Consider the following 18,146-nt stretch of genomic DNA (forward strand, 5'->3'; position numbering starts at 1 on the left):
GGTACGCCGTGCCTGCGTACGCCGCGCCCCCTCGGTACGGCGCGCCTCGGTACGCCGCGCCCCCGCTCACCGCAGGCTGCGTACGTCCAGCTGTCGCAGCACCCGGTCCACGATTTCCGGGTCGGCGCCCGGCTCGCTGCGCGCGGACAGCACCTCGTGGCGCGCGGCGGACATCATCTCGCGCTGGATGCGCTGCACGGCCCGGATGCGTTCCACCCGCTTCGCGTAGGAGGCGCGCCGCTCCTCGTCGACCATGTCGGGGCTGATCCGCGCGCCGACGTCGTACGCCCGGCGGTGCAGCTGCTCCATGACCTCCTCGGGCAGCTCCTCGACGTCCTGGATCTCCTTCAGGCGCCGCTTCGCGGCCTTCGCGGCCCGGATCGCCAGGTCCCGCTCCAGGACGCGCTCGGCGTCGGTGTCGGCCCGCACGCCCAGCTTCCTGACCAGCCAGGGCAGGGTGAGCCCCTGGAAGACCAGGGTGGTCATGATCACCGCGAAGGCGATGAAGATGATCTCGTCGCGGCCGGGGAAGGGAGCGCCGTCGTCGGTCTTCAGCGGGATGGCGAGCGCGAGGGCGACCGAGGCCACGCCCCGCATCCCGGCCCACCACATGACGATGGTCTCGCGCCAGGACGTGGGGATCTCCTCGTCGTAGTCGCGCTTGGTGTGCAGCCGCTTGGCGAGCCAGGTCGCCGGGAGCAGCCACAGCAGCCGTACGCCCACGACGACGCCCACCACGGCCGCCGCCCAGCCGAACATGTGCAGTTCATGGCCGGTGGCGGTGCCGAACACGTTGTGGAGTTCGAGCCCGATGAGCCCGAAGGCGACGCCGGTCACCAGGGTGTCGACGATCTCCCAGAACGTGGCCCCGGCCAGCCTGCCCTGCACGTCGTCGGCGTCCATCGTGTGCTCGGCGAGGAACAGCGCCACGGTCAGGACGGCCAGGACCCCCGAGCCGCGGAACTCCTCGGCCAGGACGTAGCCGACGAACGGGACCAGGAGGGTGAGGCCGATCTGGAGCGTGGGGTCGCCCAGCAGGCCCATCAGCTTGTTGGCGGCCCAGCCGAGCGCGACGCCCACGACGACGGCGACCACGGCGGAGAGCACGAGGGCGCCCGCCGCCGACGCCCAGGAGAAGCTGCCGCTCACGGCCGCCGTGATCGCCACGTGGTAGAGCACGATCGCGGTGACGTCGTTGAACAGGCCCTCGCCCTCCAGGATCGACACCAGCCGGCGTGGCAGCCCGAGCGAGCCGGCCACCGCCGTCGCGGCGACCGGGTCGGGCGGGGCGACGAGGGCGCCGAGCGCGACCGCCGCGGCGATCGGCAGGCCCGGCACGATGGAGTTGGCGACGGCGGCGACCGCGGCCGTGGTCACGAAGACGAGTGCCACGGCGAGCAGGAAGATCGGCCGGACGTTGGCGGTGAACTGCCGCCAGGAGGTGCGCTGCACCGACGCGTAGAGCAGCGGCGGCAGCACCAGCGGAAGGATGAACTCCGGCGCGATGGTGATGTTCGGCACGAACGGCAGGAGCGCCATGACGATCCCGCCGATCGTCATGAGCACCGGCGCCGGCAGGCCCAGGCGCTCGCCCAAGGGAACCGTCACCACCGCGCCGAGAAGGAGCACGAGCAGCAGGGCGAGCTGGTCCACGGGATGCCCTCCGGGCGGTGCGGGCCTGGACGGCCTTGACGATCAAGACCTCAAGCGTGCCACGCAACCCGGCCGAACCGCCCATCGGGGAGCAAAGGGCCCGGCCGTCTGCCCCGGGGCGCCGGCTGGGGGGTGTCGGGTTTCAGCGGAGCTGTCGGGGCGTTTCGGCAACGCCCCGAGGTGCCGCCCCGGACGCCGCGCCCCGGACGCCGCGCCCCCGGCGCCGCCCTGGCCCTGGCCCCGGCTCTGGCCCCGGCCCTGGTCCTGGCCCCGGCCCTGGCCCTGGTCCGCCGGAGACATCCCCTAGGGAAGGGTTCGGCGCATCGCCCGGTGGGTGATGCCGGCGTCCCAGAACTCCGGCCCGTACGCCTCGTACCCGAGCCGTTCGTAGAAGCCGAGCGCCCGGGTCTGCGCGTGCAGGTCGACGGCGCTCAGGCCGCGCTCGGCCGCCGCGGCCTCGATGGCGCGCACCAGGGCGGCGCCGACGCCCAGGCCCCGGGCCGCCGCGGTGACCGCGAGCCGGCCGAGCGAGCCGACTCCGTCGGAGCCGGTCCTGGCCGATGCATCGGGTCCGTGCAGGAGCCGCCCGGTGCCGAGCGGTCCGTCCTCGCCCACGGCCAGGACGTGCAGCGCGCTCGCGTCGTACGCGTCGTACTCCACGGCCTCGGGGACGCGCTGCTCGACGACGAAGACCGCCTTGCGCACGGCGAAGCAGGCCTCCAGGCCGGCCGCGTCGTCGACGACGCGGACGGTGAAAGCCGTCACTCGCTCTCGGCCCGGATCGCGTCGAGGGCGTACTGGAGATCGGCCGGGTAGCCGCTCTCGAATTCGACCCACTGGCCGTCCGAGGGGTGCTCGAAGCCGAGCCGCACCGCGTGCAGCCACTGGCGGGTCAGCTTCAGGCGCTTGGCGATCGTCGGGTCGGCGCCGTAGGTGAGGTCGCCGACGCAGGGGTGGCGGTGGGCCGACATGTGCACCCGGATCTGGTGGGTGCGGCCCGTCTCCAGCTTGATGTCGAGCAGCGAGGCGGCGCGGAAGGCCTCGATCAGGTCGTAGTGCGTGACGGATGCCTTGCCTTCGGCGGTCACGGCCCACTTGTAGTCATGGGTGGGGTGGCGCCCGATCGGGGCGTCGATGGTGCCGCTCATCGGGTCCGGGTGGCCCTGGACGAGCGCGTGGTAGCGCTTGTCGACGACGCGCTCGCGGAACTGCGCCTTGAGCGAGGTGTAGGCCCGCTCGGACTTGGCGACGACCATCAGGCCCGAGGTGCCGACGTCGAGGCGGTGCACGATGCCCTGGCGCTCGGCGGCACCCGAGGTGGAGATGCGGTAGCCCGCGGCGGCGAGACCGCCGATGACGGTGGTGCCGGTCCAGCCGGGGCTCGGGTGGGCGGCGACACCCACCGGCTTCATGATCACGACGATGTCGTCGTCGTCGTGGACGATCTCCATGCCCTCGACGGGCTCGGCGACGATCTGCACGGGGGCCGCGGCCTGCGGCATCTCGACCTCCAACCAGGCCCCGCCGTGCACCCGCTCGGACTTGCCGACCACGGCGCCGTCGACCTGCACCTTCCCGGCCGCGGCGAGCTCGGCCGCCTTGGTACGGGAAAACCCGAACATGCGGGAGATGGCGGCGTCGACGCGCTCGCCTTCGAGGCCGTCGGGAACGGGCAGGGTGCGGATCTCGGGAATCGTACTCACCCGTCGAGTATGCCTTGCCGCACCGACATCACCCGCCGCACGTCCGGCGACCGGACCCCGGGGGCACGCGGCGCGCGGGCCGCGGCGGGCCGGTGGCTCAGTCCTTGTGGACGGTGCCGTCCGGGTCGAGGCCGCGGAAGGAGAGGATCACGATGAGGATGCCGCCGCAGACGATGGCCGAGTCGGCGAGGTTGAAGACCGCGAAGCCCTCGGGGGCGATGAAGTCGACGACCTCGCCCTTGAAGATGCCGGGCGAGCGGAAGATCCGGTCGGTGAGGTTGCCGAGGGCGCCGCCCAGGAGCAGGCCGAGCGCGATCGCCCAGGGCAGGCTGTACAGCTTGCGCGCGAGCCGGGCGATCACCACGATCACGGTCGCCGCGATGATCGTGAAGATCACCGTGAAGGCCTCGCCGATCCCGAAGGCGGCGCCCGCATTGCGGATCGCGTTCAGCTGGAGCAGATCGCCGATGATCCGGACCGGCTCGTGGTGCTCCAGTCTGGCCACCACGAGCAGCTTGCTGCCGAGGTCGAGCAGGTAGGCGAACGCCGCCACCGCGAACAGCACGGCGATCTTCCGTTTGCCCTTCGGCTGCTCGGAAGGGGCCGGCTGCTCGTCGGCCCCTTCCGCATCCGGCGTACCGATGATGCGCTCCGCCTCTGCCACGTGTGTCCCTCAACCGACTAGGTGCCTGACTGAGCACGAGGGTACGGCACACTTGTGCGGGATCGGCCCCACACTTGTGCGGGATCAGCCCCGCCGTTCCTGCTTCTGCTTGTCCTCCACGCACAGGGTGGCGCGCGGGAACGCCTGCATGCGGGCCTTGCCGATCGGATTCCCGCAGATCTCGCAGTACCCGTACGTCCCGGCGTCGAGCCGTTCCAGGGCGTGCTCGGTCTGCTCCAGGGTCTCGCGGGCGTTGGCGGCCAGCGACATCTCGTGTTCTCTGGTGATGTTCTTCGTGCCCGTGTCGGCGTCGTCGTCACCCGCCCCGTCGCCCGAGTCGCGCATCAGACCGGCCAGCGCCGCCTCCGACGCCTCGATCTCGTTGCGCAGCCTGACCACCTCGCCGGCCAGCCCGTCGCGCGCCTCGGTGACCTCCTCCGGCGTCCACGGGTCCTCGCCCGGCCGGACCGGAAGCTCCCCCGGGGCGGCCGTGGCGACGGCACGGGCCGTCGGCACCGCCGACGCCGCGGCGGTCCTCGCCGCCGTCGCCCCTCCCGCAGTCTTCTTCGCAACCACCTTGTTGGCTCCCGTCTCTTCCGCGGCCGCAGCCGCCCCCTCGGCCGCGGTCGCGGCCTTCCTGGCGCCCGCCCCGCCCGACTTCGCCGGCGCCGTCTTGTCGGTCGCCTTGTCGGACGCGGCCCGCGCCGTCCCGGTTGCCTTTTTGGCAGCGGTCTTCTTGGCCACCGTCTTCTTCGGCGCGGCCTTCTTGGCGGACGCCTTCTTGGCGGCCGACACCTTCTTCGCGGACGACGCCTCCTCGGCGGCGGCGCTCTTCCTCTTCCCGTTCGAGTCCTCGGCCGCCGAGCCCGTGACGGCGCCTGCGGCAGCACGTGTGGCACTGGTTTCATCGGACGCCGTTGTGGTCTCTACGGCGGTCTTTTTCGCCACCATGGCCGCGGCCCCTTCACATATTGTGATCTTGCTCGCGAATCGTGCTGGGACGATAAATCGACTCCAGGCCCGCGGCAACGGGGCACGCCGCCGATTCGCCCCGCCCCGGACCGGCGGCACGGCGAACCTGCATCCGTTGTGCCCAGCTCCCGGCCCGGTAATCCGCCGGACGGGCGGAGCCGGACTCCGCCGGGGGCCGTATGGCCATTCGGGTCACGCGCCACCCCGCGCGCGGCCCGCAGAAACCGTGTGGGCCGCCCTGCTCCTGGCCCCGTACACTGGCCGCAGCGAGAGGCGTGGACGGGACGAGTAGCGGCGTACGCAGCCAAGAGCGATCCGGGGACGGTGTGAGCCCGGAGGCGAGCGCGCGGTGAAGATCACCCCCGAGCCGCCGGAAGAACGACTCCGCGCACCCGACCTGCCGCGGGGAGTCCAGTAGAACCGGCTTCGCGACCCAATGAGGGGGCGGTGTTCCTGCACACCGCCAAGGAGGGTGGTACCGCGGGAGCGCCCCACGTGGGTCCGCTCTCGTCCCTTCGACGGAGCCGCACGACGATCCGCCGGAGGATGAACGGATGTCGCAGTACCGCCAGGTGCCCGCCCAGGTAGACCTGCCCGCCCTGGAGCACGCCGTGCTCGACTTCTGGGAGCAGTCCAAGGTCTTCGCCAAGAGCCTCGAACAGTCCGAAGGCCGCCCCGAGTGGGTCTTCTACGAGGGCCCGCCCACCGCCAACGGCATGCCGGGCGCCCACCACATCGAGGCCCGCGTCTTCAAGGACGTCTTCCCGCGCTTCCGCACGATGCAGGGCTACCACGTGGCCCGCAAGGCCGGCTGGGACTGTCACGGCCTGCCCGTCGAGCTGGCGGTCGAGAAGGAGCTCGGCTTCACCGGCAAGAAGGACATCGAGGCGTACGGCATCGCCGAGTTCAACGCCAAGTGCCGCGAGTCCGTGACCCGCCACACCGACGCCTTCGCCGACCTCACGACCCGCATGGGGTACTGGGTCGACCTGGACGACGCCTACCGCACGATGGACCCGCAGTACGTCGAGTCCGTGTGGTGGTCCCTGAAGGAGATCTTCACCAAGGGCCTCCTCGTCCAGGACCACCGCGTCGCCCCCTGGTGCCCGCGCTGCGGCACCGGCCTGTCGGACCACGAGCTGGCGCAGGGCTACGAGACGGTCGTCGACCCGTCGGTCTTCGTCCGCTTCCCGCTCACCGGCGGCCCGCTCGCCGGCGAGGCGGCCCTCCTGGTGTGGACGACGACCCCGTGGACCCTGGTGTCCAACACGGCGGTCGCGGCCCACCCCGAGGTCACCTACGTCGTGGCGACGAACGGCGAGGAGAAGCTGGTCGTCGCTCAGCCGCTCCTGGAGAAGGCCCTGGGTGAGGGCTGGGAGGTCACCGGCCAGTCGTTCACCGGCGCCGAGATGGAGCGCTGGACCTACCAGCGCCCCTTCGAGCTCGTGGACTTCCCCGAGCCCGCCCACTACGTGGTGAACGCCGAGTACGTCACGACCGAGGACGGTACGGGTCTGGTCCACCAGTCCCCCGCCTTCGGCGCCGACGACCTCGCGGTCTGCAAGGCGTACGGCCTGCCGGTCGTGAACCCGGTGCGCCCCGACGGGACCTTCGAGGAGGAGGTGCCGCTGGTCGGCGGCGTCTTCTTCAAGAAGGCCGACGAAAAGCTCACCGAGGACCTGAAGGAGCGCGGTCTCCTCTTCCGTCACGTGCCGTACGAGCACAGCTACCCGCACTGCTGGCGCTGCCACACCGCGCTGCTCTACTACGCGCAGCCCTCCTGGTACATCCGCACCACCGCCGTCAAGGACGCGATGCTGCGCGAGAACGAGAAGACCAACTGGTTCCCCGACTCGGTCAAGGAAGGCCGCTTCGGCGACTGGCTGAAGAACAACATCGACTGGGCGCTCTCCCGCAACCGCTACTGGGGCACCCCGCTGCCCATCTGGCGCTGCGAGGAGAACCACCTCACGTGCGTCGGCTCGCGCGCGGAGCTGACCGAGCTGACCGGCACCGACCAGTCCTCGCTCGACCCGCACCGCCCCTACATCGACGACGTGACGTTCACCTGCACCGCCGAGGGCTGCTCGCTCGAAGCGGTGCGCGTGCCCGAGGTCATCGACGCCTGGTACGACTCGGGTTCGATGCCGTTCGCGCAGTACGGCTACCCGCACCAGAACAAGGAGCTGTTCGAGAGCCGCTACCCGGCGCAGTTCATCTCCGAGGCCATCGACCAGACCCGCGGCTGGTTCTACACGCTGATGGCGGTCGGCACCCTGGTCTTCGACAAGTCGTCGTACGACAACGTGGTGTGCCTGGGCCACATCCTCGCCGAGGACGGCCGCAAGATGTCCAAGCACCTGGGCAACACCCTGGACCCGATCCCGCTGATGGACCAGCACGGCGCGGACGCGGTGCGGTGGTTCATGGCGGCCGGCGGCTCCCCGTGGGCCGCGCGCCGGGTCGGTCACGGCACCATCCAGGAGGTGGTGCGCAAGACCCTCCTGACGTACTGGAACACGGTGGCCTTCCAGGCCCTGTACGCCCGTACCTCCAACTGGGCGCCGAGCGCCGCCGACCCGGCGCCCGCCGATCGCACGATCCTGGACCGCTGGCTCCTGAGCGAGCTCAACTCCCTGGTGGAAGGCGTCACTTCGGCCCTTGAGGCCTATGACACGCAGCGGGCCGGCAAGCTCCTGTCCTCCTTCGTCGACGACCTCTCCAACTGGTACGTACGCCGCTCGCGCCGCCGCTTCTGGCAGGGCGACAAGGCGGCGCTGCGCACCCTGCACGACGTGGTCGAGACGGTCACCCGCCTGATGGCCCCGCTGACGCCGTTCATCACCGAGCGCGTCTGGCAGGACATGGTCGTGCCGGTGACCCCGGACGCCCCGGAGTCCATCCACCTGGCCTCCTGGCCGAAGGCCGACACCTCGGCGATCGACCCGACGCTTTCGCGGCAGATGACGCTGGTACGCCGTCTGGTCGAGCTGGGCCGCGCGACGCGCGCCGAGTCCGGCGTGAAGACGCGCCAGCCGCTGTCGCGGGCCCTGGTCGCGGTGGCGGGCTTCGAGGCCCTCTCCCCCGAACTGCACGCGCAGATCACGGAGGAGCTGAACGTGTCGTCGCTCGCCTCGCTGTCCGAGGTGGGCGGCTCCCTGGTCGACACCACGGCGAAGGCGAACTTCCGGGCGCTCGGCAAGCGGTTCGGCAAGGGTGTGCAGGACGTGGCGAAGGCCGTGGCGGCGGCGGACGCGGCGGCCCTTTCGGCCTCGCTGCGCGACACGGGCACGGCGACGGTCGAGGTCGACGGCGAGTCCGTGTCGCTGGCCCCCGACGAGGTCATCATCACGGAGACCCCGCGCGAGGGCTGGTCGGTGGCGTCCGACTCCGGTGCGACGGTCGCCCTCGACCTGGAGATCACGCCGGAGCTGCGGCTCGCGGGCCTGGCCCGTGACGCGATCCGGCTGATCCAGGAGGCGCGCAAGAACAGCGGGCTCGATGTGGCGGACCGGATCGCGGTGCGCTGGCAGTCCGCCGACCCCGAGGTCTCCTCGGCCCTGGCGGCGCACGCGGCGCTGATCGCGGACGAGGTGCTGGCGACGGACTACGCGTCCGGGGAGGCCGACGCGTCGTACGGCTCCGCCTTCACGGATGAGCCCCTGTCCCTGACGTTCCGCCTCCGCAAGATGTAGCGGCCTTTCGCGAGCGGCCCACCCTTCCCAGGCGGGGGGTGGGCCGCTTTCGGCTGAGCGGCCCCGAACCCCCTGGGGCTCCGCCCCAGACCCCGTTCGCGCCTGAAGGGCGCTCGTCCTCAATCGCCGGACGGGCTAGGGATGCACCACCGGCAGCCGCCCCCAACGCCTCGGGACGCCCTAGCAGGGGCGCGAGGAACAGCGCGACCGGCCACATACGCCCCGCACCCAAAAACCAGCCACCCAAGGGACGCGAGGAACAGCGCGAGGAGCGACCACGCCCCGCACCCGCCACCGGAAGCCACACCCAACGACTCGGGCGCCCTACAGGGGCGCGAGGAACTGCGCGAGGAGCGACCACGCCCCGCACCCAAAAACCAGCCCCTCAAGGGGCGCGAGGAACGGCGCGAAAAGCGACCACGGCCCGCACCCGAAATCCAGCCCCTTAAGGGGCGCGGGGAACTGCGCGACCGGCCACATACGCCCCGCACCCGAGAACCAGCCGCCCAAGGGGCGCGGGGAACTGCGCGAAAGGCAACCAACGGCCCGCACCCGACAATTAGCCCCTCAAGGGGCGCGGGGAACTGCGCGACCGGCCACATACGGCCCGCACCCGAAAGCCGGCCCGGGGCCGGGGCAGCGCCCGGGGGTGTCGGCTCGGCAGGGCATGGCAGAGGGCCGGCACCGGGGGGAAACCCCGGTACCGGCCCTCGCAGCCTGCCGACGGCTACGCACGCGTCACGCGCGTAGACCCCGTCAGTTGTCGTCCTCGTCGATCAGGAACCCACGCATCGGCGACGGAGCCTGCTGCATCGGCGAAGGCCCCTGCGGCCGCACCGGCGCCATCGGCTGGGTCATCGCCGGCGTCATCTGCTGCTGCCCACCGTAGGACGGCCCGCTCTGCATGGACTGCTGGCCACCCATCGACGGCTGGCCACCCATCTGGTGCCCCATCGAACCGGCACCGGCCGATGCCATGGACCCGCTCATCTGCGGGGCCGGCGGCAGCGAGGCGGTCGCCGGGGTGCGCGGCGGCGCGAGCGAGTCGTCGGCCTGGGTCTCCAGCTGGCGCAGCTGCGACTCCAGGTAGGACTTCAGCCGCGTACGGTACTCGCGCTCGAAGCCCCGCAGGTCCTCGACCTTGCGCTCAAGCGTGGCGCGGGCGGACTCCAGGGAGCCCATCGCGACGCGGTGCTTCTCCTGCGCGTCCCGCTCCAGGGCGTCGGCCTTGGCACGGGCGTCGCGCTCCAGACCCTCGGCGCGGGACCGGGCCTCACCGACGATCTTGTTGGCCTCGGAACGGGCCTCCGCGATCGCCTGGTCGGCGGTCTGCTGCGCCAGCGACAGCACACGGGCGGCGCTGTCGCCACCGGGAGCCTGGGCCGGCTGTCCCATCTGCGGACCGTGGCCGCCCATGGGGCCGCCCATCTGCTGGCCCATCGGACCCTGGCCGAGCTGGTTCTGACCCATGGGGCCCTGACCCAGCTGGTTCTGGCCCATCTGGTTCTGACCCATGGGGTTCTGGCCCATCGGACCCTGGCCCATGGGGCCCTGACCCATCTGGTTCTGACCCATCTGGTTCTGACCCATCTGGTTCTGGCCCATGGGGCCCTGGCCGTGCTGGCCCTGCGGACCGTGGCCACCAGGTCCCGCAGGCAGCTGCGGCGCGCCGCTGGGCAGCTGGGGCGGACCCATCTGCGGCTGCTGCTGCTGAACCTGCGGCGGACCGGATATGGCGGCGGGAACGGGCGCGCCCGCGCCTCGGCCGTCCTGCGGCTCCGGCTTGCGCATACCCTGCTGCTGCTGGTTCTGCGCGGCGGCGCGGGTGGCGGCGGCCAGCTTGGCGCGCAGATCCTCGTTCTCACGGAGCAGTCGTGTCAGCTCGGACTCGACCTCGTCGAGGAAGGCGTCAACCTCGTCCTCGTCATAGCCTTCTCGGAGGCGGACCGTCGTGAACTGCTTGTTCCGCACGTCCTCGGGGGTCAGCGGCATCTCTTCTTCACCTCTACGTAGTCGTCGGCAGTCGGCAGGACCGAATCGTTCACAACCTGACCTTCACGATGTTGATCAGGATGAAGACGATGATCATCAGAACGAAGAAGGACAGGTCGAGTGCCACGCCCCCGAGACGCAACGGCGGAATGAACCGCCGCAGAAGCTTGAGCGGTGGATCGGTGACAGTGTAGGTGGCCTCAAGAACGACCACCATCGCCTTACCGGGTTGCCATGAACGGGCGAACTGGAAGACGTAGTCCATGACGAGCCGGAAGATCAGCACGATGAGGAAGCACATCAGCGCGATGTAGACCACCTGTAGTGCGACGCCCATCTAGCGCTTCCCTCTCCCCTTGCCTCAAAGCTCCGGCCTGATGTCGGCCGGTTCGTTCCCGGTGTCGTGTCTCAGCTCTGGTTGAAGAATCCGCCCTCTGCGATGCGGGCCTTGTCCTCCGCCGTGACATCGACGTTAGCAGGAGACAGCAGGAACACCTTCTGCGTCACGCGTTCAATGCTGCCGTGCAGGCCGAAGACGAGACCGGCGGCAAAGTCGACAAGTCGCTTCGCGTCGGTGTCGTCCATCTCCGTGAGATTCATGATCACCGGGGTGCCCTCGCGGAAGTGTTCCCCGATGGTACGGGCCTCGTTGTACGTCCGCGGGTGCAGCGTGGTGATGCGGTACGGCTCCCGCTCGGACACGACCTTGGGCATGATCACCGGTGCGTTCTTCTCCAGGCTCGGACGTTCAGGTGTGATGGACGCCACGGGTGCAATTCGCGCCGGTCGTCCGCTTTCTACCGGTAGCTGAACCGGTTCTCTCGGTGCCGGAGGCTGAGTTACTCGTACCGGTTCGTCCCGTTCGTCCTGAAGCGGGGACTGGTGCGGGGGCTGGTGCCGCCGACGGTCGCGCTCCGGTTCGGGCTCGGGTTCGAAATCGTCGTCGGGGTCGAACCCCCGGCCGTCGTACCCATCGTCCTCCACGAGGCCGAGGTAGACCGCCATCTTGCGCATCGCGCCGGCCATGCTCAGATTCCTCCGCTCTGTGGTGGATCGCTCCTGTCGCCGAGTGGCAGCGTCATCACGGGCCCACGATCCACGCGGTCTGCCCACCGAAGAGTGGGAATGACCATATTTTCTGCTGTGGTCCGACTTGCTTGGCGACGTTACCCGAGCCGGGGTCGGTCTCCGAGTACCGCCGTTCCGATGCGCACATGTGTCGCTCCGGCCGCGACGGCCTCTTCGAGGTCCGCACTCATCCCTGCTGACACCATGTTCGCAGCCGGATGGTCCGCGCGCAGGCGGGATGAGAATTCCAGCAGCCGCTCGAAGGCGGCCCGTTGCCTTCCGGCGTACTCGCCGACCAGCGGCGCCACCGTCATCAGACCGCCGAGCCGGAGCCCGGGTGCCTCGGCGACCCGTGCCGCCAACTCCTCGATTCCGTCGGGCGCGACGCCCCCGCGCTCACCGCGCTCGCCGGACTCCGCGTCGAGGGCGACCTGGATCAGGCAGCCGAGCTCATGCCCGGCGCGGACCGCCGCGGTGGACAGCGCATCGACCAGCCGGCCCCGGTCGACCGACTGCACCACGGCGGCGTAACTCGCCACAGAACGCACCTTGTTCGTCTGGAGCTGGCCCACGAAGTGCCAGGTCAGATCGAGGTCGGCGCAGTCGGCGGCCTTGGGGGCCGCGTCCTGGTCGCGGTTCTCGGCGACCTCGCGCACGCCCAGTTCGTGCAGCAGGCGCACATCGCTCGCCGGGTAGGTCTTGGTGACCACGATGAGGGTCACGTCCGCCCGCTCGCGCCCGGCCGCCGCGCAGGCGGAAGCGATACGTTCCTCCACGCGCGCCAGGTTCGCGGCGAGTTCGGTCTTGCGATCCGTCATGAGTCGTCAGTCCAGCCAGACATATCCGGCGAGCCGGCCGGTGGCGCGGTCGCGGCGGTACGAGAAGTGGTCGAGCGATTCGAGCGTGCAGACCGGCGAGGCCTCGCGGTCGGTGACACCGAGTGCGGCGAGCTGCGCGTGGACCGCGGCGGTGACATCGACGGCGGGCGTGCCCCAGCTGGTCTCGGACCAGGCGGCCGGCTCGGCCTCGGCGACCTCGGCCCGCATCGCCTCGGGCACTTCGTAGCAGCGTCCGCAGACGGCGGGCCCGGTACGGGCGATGATCCTGGCCGGGTCGGCGCCGAGCGAGACCATCGCCTCCACCGCGGCGGGCACCACGCCGGCCACCATTCCGGGCCGGCCCGCATGGGCGGCGCCCGCGATCCCCGCCACCGGATCGGCCAGCAGGACCGGGGTGCAGTCCGCGGTCAGTACGGCGAGGGGGGTACCCCGACGGGTCGTCACCACCGCGTCCACCGCCGTCGGGTCACCGGCACCGAAGGGGCCGTCGACCACGGCCACCTCGCGCCCGTGCACCTGGTTCATCCAGACCACCCGGGCCGCGTCGAGCCCGAGCTCCTTGGCGGCGAGCTCGCGGTTGGTGCGGACCGCCGCGGGGTCGTCGCCGACCGCGCCGCCGAGATTGAGCTCCTCGTACGGAACGGCGCTCACCCCGCCCCACCGGTCGGTGAAGGCGAAGTGCGCGCCGCTCACAGTGCCCTGCTCTCGTATCACTTCAAGGGATCGCTTCGAAACGTCGCTTCGCTCACGTGGGTTCGCTCACTTGAGGAAGTCCGGTACGTCCAGCTCTTCGGCCTGGCTGTCCGGGTAGGGACGGGCCGTCGGGATGGCCGAGGGGGCCGGCGTCTCGTTGACCGGGGCGGGCTCGACCGGGGCCGGCGGGGCCGGCGGCTCCTCGCGGACGGGGACCGTGCCCAGGCCGCCGAGCGGGCGGGACACCTCGGCAGGCCGCGAAGGCGCGGGTTCGTCGCGCTTGTTGGCCGCGGCACCGAGCACGGTGTCCCGGCGGGCCGGGGGCTGGCCGCCGTCGAAGCCGGCCGCGATGACGGTGACCCGTACCTCGTCGCCGAGGGCGTCGTCGATGACCGCGCCGAAGATGATGTTGGCCTCGGGGTGGGCGGCCTCGCTCACCAGCTGGGCCGCCTCGTTGATCTCGAAGAGGCCGAGGTCCGAGCCGCCAGAGATGGACAGCAGCACACCGCGGGCGCCGTCGATGGAGGCTTCGAGCAGCGGCGAGGAGATCGCCATCTCGGCGGCGGCCACCGCGCGGTCGTCGCCGCGGGCCGAGCCGATGCCCATGAGGGCCGAACCGGCTTCCGACATGACCGACTTGACGTCGGCGAAGTCGAGGTTGATGAGGCCCGGCGTGGTGATCAGGTCCGTGATGCCCTGGACACCGCTGAGCAGCACCTGGTCGGCGGACTTGAACGCGTCCAGGACGCTGACCTGGCGGTCCGAGATGGACAGCAGCCGGTCGTTGGGGATGACGATGAGGGTGTCGACCTCTTCGCGGAGCTCGGCGATGCCGTCCTCCGCCTGGTTCGCCCGGCGCCGGCCCTCGAAGGTGAACGGGCGGGTGACCACACCGATCGTCAGGGCGCCCAGCGAGCGGGCGATGTTGGCGACGACGGGCGCGCCGCCGGTGCCGGTGCCGCCGCCTTCGCCCGCGGTGACGAAGACCATGTCGGCCCCCTTCAGGACCTCCTCGATCTCCTCACGGTGGTCCTCTGCCGCCTTGCGTCCGACGGCCGGGTTGGCTCCGGCCCCGAGGCCGCGGGTGAGTTCACGGCCGACGTCGAGCTTGACGTCGGCGTCGCTCATCAACAGTGCTTGCGCGTCCGTGTTGATCGCGATGAACTCGACGCCCTTGAGACCGACCTCGATCATTCGGTTGATGGCATTGACACCACCGCCGCCGACACCGATGACCTTGATGACTGCGAGGTAGTTCTGCGGTGCTGCCACGTCGAAGGCCTCTCGCCTCGAGTTACGGGTCGTCACTTCGCGGGTGCCGCGAGGTGCCGACGAATGCCGATTGGGACGGTCCGTATCGCCGACCCGAACCCTAACGCTGAAGTTTAGGGTTACCAGTGTGTCTGTTCGCTGGACTCTTCCGAACAGGACACTAAGTCGACAAGTGGCGCACGTTCAACGAACACGCCGAACCTCCCGTTTTTCTTTTCACCCTATGTGATCACCCGTGTCGCTGACCAACCAGGGTGCTGGCCAGCGCATATGTCCGTCAACTACCTGATACCGCCGGGGCGGTGGGTGCGCTCACATCGAAGTGGACGCCCTGGGGACGGGCTTTCATCAGTGCACTGAGGGTACGTCCCTTCAGCTCGCCCTCCTCGTCGCTTCCCCACAGGACGCTCCGGCCACCGGCCAACTCCAGGGTGACGGAGTCGTAGGAGGAAATCCTGACCGAACGCGTCTCCTTGGCGACGGCGGGCGGGAGTTTCCCCGCCACACGAACGGCTTCGAGGACGAGCCGGCCGGTGCCGAAGCGGCGCAGGCTCGGAGACGGGGAGGCCGTCAATTCGAGCTGGGCGACGCCCTTCAAAGGCTGAGCGATGGTGGCGAAACGCACACCCTTCGCGTCCACTTCGTCGAACTTCGCACCGTTCTTCATGACCAGGACGGGCCGTCGTTCGACCACTTTGAGATCGATCCCGTGCGGCCATGAGCGGACGACCTCGACGGAGTCGATGCGGGGCAGTTTCTGGCGCAATCGGGCCTCAATCGCCCCTGTGTCGACGGAAATCAGCGGCGAACCGATCGGGACCGCGGCGACCGTTTCGACCTCGTCCGGCGTCAGAATCCGGGTGCCGGTGGTCTTGACCTGCTCGATGCGGAGCCAGGTCGAGCCGTACAGGACCCAGATGAGACCCGCACCGGACAGGACGACGGCGACGGCGATCAGGAGCAGTCCGCGCCGCCGGGGCAGCCGGAACCGGCCGCCGCGCCGGGGACGGGGGCCGGACCGGCCGGACTTGGCGGCCCTGACGCTCTGTCCGCCACCGCGCTGAGCGGTCGCCTGTCCGGCCACGGTCCCTGCCTTCCGTCCGTTGATCAGCGTCCTGCGACGGCCTCGTACACCATCTGCACGAGGAGCTGGTCGGCGTCGCGCCGCCCGAACTCGGCGGCGGAGCGCGACATCTCGTACAGGCGGTGCGGGTCGGCCAGCACCGGGAGGACGTTGCCCTGCACCCAGTCGGGGGTGAGTTCGGCGTCGTCGACGAGGAGACCGCCGCCTGCCTTGACCACCGGCTGGGCGTTCAGCCGCTGTTCGCCGTTGCCGATCGGCAGCGGTACGTAGGCGGCGGGCAGTCCGACGGCGGAGAGTTCGGCGACGGTCATCGCGCCCGCGCGGCAGAGCATCATGTCGGCCGCGGCGTACGCGAGGTCCATCCGGTCCACGTACGGTACCGGGACGTACGGCGGCATCCCGGGCATGTGCTCGACACGCGGCAGTTCGTTCTTCGGGCCGACCGCGTGCAGGATCTGGATGCCGGAGCGCTGGAGCACCGGGGCGGCCTGCTGGATGACCTCGTTGAGGCGCCGGGCACCCTGCGAACCGCCCGAGACGAGCAGCGTCGGCAGGCCGGGGTCGAGGCCGAACGCGGCGCGCGCCTCGGGGCGGACCCGGGCGCGGTCGAGGGTGGCGATCGAGTAGCGCAGCGGGATCCCGATGTAGCGGGAGTTGCGCAGCTTGCTGTCCGGGGTGGCGACGGCCACGCCTGCCGCGTACCGCGAGCCGATCTTGTTGGCGAGGCCGGGCCGCGCGTTGGCCTCGTGGACCACGATCGGCACCCCGAGCCGCTTGGCCGCGAGGTAGCCGGGCAGCGCCACATAGCCGCCGAAGCCGACCACGCAGTCGGCCTTGGTGCGCTCCAGGATCTGCTCGGCGGCCTTGATGGTGCCGCGCAGCCGTCCGGGGACGGTGATCAGTTCGGGGGTGGGCCTGCGGGGCAGCGGGACGGCCGGGATGAGCGCGAGCTCATAGCCGCGTTCGGGCACGAGCCGGGTCTCCAGACCCTTCTCGGTACCGAGTGCCGTGATCCCCACGGTGGGGTCCTGCCTGCGCAGGGCATCCGCGAGGGCGAGCGCGGGCTCGATGTGGCCGGCGGTCCCCCCACCGGCGAGTACGACATGCACCGAAATTCACCGCTCTCCGGACGGACGCTTCTTGACGCGCCGTCTCATCGACTTCCAACTCACCCGAGGCTGCCGCATGGCAAGCGCCGCCCGCGCCGCGGGGTCGTCCCGCGCGAACGCGATCAACAGTCCCACGGCGAACATGGTCGGCAGCAGCGCGGACCCTCCGTAGGAGAACAGCGGGAGCGGGACACCGGCGATCGGCAACAGGCCGAGCACCGCACCGATGTTGATCACGGCCTGGGCCACGATCCAGGTGGTCACACCTCCCGCGGCGTACCTCACGAAGGGGTCCTCCGTGCGTCCGGCCACGCGGATACCCGCATAGCCTAGAGCCGCGAAGAGGGCGACCACCGACAGTGTGCCCGCCAGACCCAGTTCCTCACCGGTCACGGCGAAGATGAAGTCGGTGTGGGGCTCGGGGAGTTGGCCCCATTTCTCCACACTTGCCCCGAGGCCGGATCCGAACCATCCGCCGGAGGCGAGCGCATAGATCCCGTGCACGGCCTGCCAGCACTGGTCCTGGGGGCCGGGGTCCGTGGCGCCGATGCAGTTCAGCCGGCCCATCCGGTGCGGGCTGATCTTGATGAAGAGCGCGGCGAGCGTGCCCGCGACGGCGAGCACCCCCGCGAAGAGCCGGGTGGGGGCGCCGGCCAGCCACAGCAGCCCGAACAGGATGGCGGTCAGGATGATCGTCGTCCCCATGTCGCCGCCGAGCATGATGAGCCCGAGCAGCAGGAAGGCGACCGGAACGAGCGGCACCAGCATGTGCTTCCACTCGGTCAGCAGCCGCTTGTCCTGTTTGCGGGAGAGCAGGTCGGCGCCCCACAGGAGCAGCGCCAGCTTCGCGAATTCGCTGGGCTGGAGCTGGAAGGGGCCGCCCAGGTAGATCCAGTTCTGGTTGCCGTTGACCGATTTCCCTATCCCCGGCACCTGCACGAGGATCAGCAGGAAGACCGTCCCGGCCAGTATCGGGTAGGCCAGCGCCCGGTGGAGCCTGGCGGGCATCCGGGCCGCGGCGATCATCAGGCCGCCGCCGATGAGGGCCGCGAGAAACTGCTTGCGGAAGAAGTACGAGCCCGGCAGCGACAGTTCGAGCGCCTTGATCATCGAGGCGGAGTAGACCATCACGAGGCCGAGCACGGTGATGAGCAGGGCGCTGCCGAGGATGAGGTAGTACGCCGTCAGAGGCCGGTCCCAGGCCCTCCTGGCCTGCTCCACCAGGCGCCTGGGGCCACGGGGCCCGGAGCGCCGGGGAGTGCCGGACGAGCCGCCCCGTACCGAAGGGCGCCGTACGGGTCCCGCGGTGCGGCTGCGCAGGAGGAGACCGGCGCGTGCGGGGAGCCCGCGCGCGGCGTCCCCTGAGCCGCCAAGAACTTCGGCCGCCATGTGTGCTGTCCCC

At 70.6% G+C, this 18,146-nt stretch carries 15 protein-coding genes; 1 reads left to right on the plus strand and 14 read right to left on the minus strand.

Annotated features, from left to right (window positions below; translation table 11 throughout):
• Nucleotides 1–66 precede the first annotated feature (66 nt).
• From ACGFW5_RS14925 to ACGFW5_RS14945, 5 genes are all read right to left on the minus strand, one after another.
• Nucleotides 67–1,653, minus strand: a complete 1,587-nt coding sequence (locus tag ACGFW5_RS14925; protein WP_393834617.1) for a Na+/H+ antiporter — start codon at nt 1,651–1,653, stop codon at nt 67–69.
• A 303-nt stretch (nt 1,654–1,956) separates the two neighbouring features.
• Entirely contained in the window at nt 1,957–2,418 is a 462-nt protein-coding gene (locus ACGFW5_RS14930; protein ID WP_393834618.1) for a GNAT family N-acetyltransferase, read from the minus strand.
• Nucleotides 2,415–3,356 carry an RluA family pseudouridine synthase gene (locus ACGFW5_RS14935; protein WP_393834619.1) on the minus strand — a complete coding sequence of 314 codons (942 nt, stop codon included), beginning with the start codon at nt 3,354–3,356 and terminating at the stop codon, nt 2,415–2,417. Before ACGFW5_RS14935 ends, ACGFW5_RS14930 begins: the two co-directional genes overlap by 4 nt.
• 97 nt (nt 3,357–3,453) lie before the next feature.
• Nucleotides 3,454–4,020, minus strand: a complete 567-nt coding sequence (gene lspA / locus ACGFW5_RS14940) for a signal peptidase II (protein ID WP_393834620.1) — start codon at nt 4,018–4,020, stop codon at nt 3,454–3,456.
• 84 nt (nt 4,021–4,104) lie between these two features.
• Nucleotides 4,105–4,971, minus strand: a complete 867-nt coding sequence (locus ACGFW5_RS14945) for a TraR/DksA family transcriptional regulator (RefSeq protein ID WP_393834621.1) — start codon at nt 4,969–4,971, stop codon at nt 4,105–4,107.
• A gap of 575 nt (nt 4,972–5,546) precedes the next feature.
• Between ACGFW5_RS14945 and ileS the strand changes: the two genes are divergently transcribed.
• The gene (gene ileS / locus ACGFW5_RS14950) at nt 5,547–8,687 is read left to right on the plus strand and encodes an isoleucine--tRNA ligase (protein ID WP_393834622.1); all 3,141 of its coding nucleotides are present in this window, start codon (nt 5,547–5,549) and stop codon (nt 8,685–8,687) included.
• Between the two features lie 756 nt (nt 8,688–9,443).
• Here the strand turns inward: ileS and ACGFW5_RS14955 are convergent.
• The 9 genes from ACGFW5_RS14955 to ftsW all read right to left on the minus strand — a co-directional run bounded on the left by ACGFW5_RS14955 (nt 9,444) and on the right by ftsW (nt 18,133).
• Nucleotides 9,444–10,679 carry a DivIVA domain-containing protein gene (locus tag ACGFW5_RS14955; RefSeq protein WP_393834623.1) on the minus strand — a complete coding sequence of 412 codons (1,236 nt, stop codon included), beginning with the start codon at nt 10,677–10,679 and terminating at the stop codon, nt 9,444–9,446.
• Nucleotides 10,680–10,728: 49 nt separating this feature from the next.
• On the minus strand, nt 10,729–11,016 hold the full coding sequence (locus tag ACGFW5_RS14960) for a YggT family protein (protein ID WP_393834624.1): 288 nt from the start codon (nt 11,014–11,016) through the stop codon (nt 10,729–10,731).
• A gap of 71 nt (nt 11,017–11,087) precedes the next feature.
• Complete coding sequence (locus ACGFW5_RS14965) at nt 11,088–11,705, minus strand: cell division protein SepF (RefSeq protein ID WP_393834625.1); 618 nt, start codon at nt 11,703–11,705, stop codon at nt 11,088–11,090.
• Nucleotides 11,706–11,845: 140 nt separating this feature from the next.
• Nucleotides 11,846–12,565: a YggS family pyridoxal phosphate-dependent enzyme gene (locus ACGFW5_RS14970; protein ID WP_393834626.1), complete on the minus strand. Its 720-nt coding sequence runs from the start codon at nt 12,563–12,565 to the stop codon at nt 11,846–11,848.
• A 6-nt stretch (nt 12,566–12,571) separates the two neighbouring features.
• On the minus strand, nt 12,572–13,279 hold the full coding sequence (gene pgeF, locus ACGFW5_RS14975; RefSeq protein WP_393834627.1) for a peptidoglycan editing factor PgeF: 708 nt from the start codon (nt 13,277–13,279) through the stop codon (nt 12,572–12,574).
• A gap of 66 nt (nt 13,280–13,345) precedes the next feature.
• The gene (gene ftsZ, locus ACGFW5_RS14980; protein WP_393834628.1) at nt 13,346–14,551 is read right to left on the minus strand and encodes a cell division protein FtsZ; all 1,206 of its coding nucleotides are present in this window, start codon (nt 14,549–14,551) and stop codon (nt 13,346–13,348) included.
• Nucleotides 14,552–14,828: 277 nt separating this feature from the next.
• Nucleotides 14,829–15,635, minus strand: coding sequence for a cell division protein FtsQ/DivIB (locus ACGFW5_RS14985; protein WP_393834629.1), 807 nt, complete (start codon nt 15,633–15,635; stop codon nt 14,829–14,831).
• Nucleotides 15,636–15,658: 23 nt separating this feature from the next.
• A complete protein-coding gene (gene murG / locus ACGFW5_RS14990; protein WP_393834630.1) occupies nt 15,659–16,744 on the minus strand; it encodes an undecaprenyldiphospho-muramoylpentapeptide beta-N-acetylglucosaminyltransferase in 1,086 nt (361 codons plus the stop codon).
• Between the two features lie 6 nt (nt 16,745–16,750).
• Nucleotides 16,751–18,133 (minus strand): putative lipid II flippase FtsW, encoded by a 1,383-nt coding sequence (gene ftsW / locus ACGFW5_RS14995; RefSeq protein ID WP_393834631.1) that lies wholly within the window; start codon nt 18,131–18,133, stop codon nt 16,751–16,753.
• Nucleotides 18,134–18,146 lie beyond the last annotated feature (13 nt).

It is taken from the genome of Streptomyces sp. NPDC048416, from assembly GCF_043200435.1.
Lineage (GTDB): Bacteria > Actinomycetota > Actinomycetes > Streptomycetales > Streptomycetaceae > Streptomyces.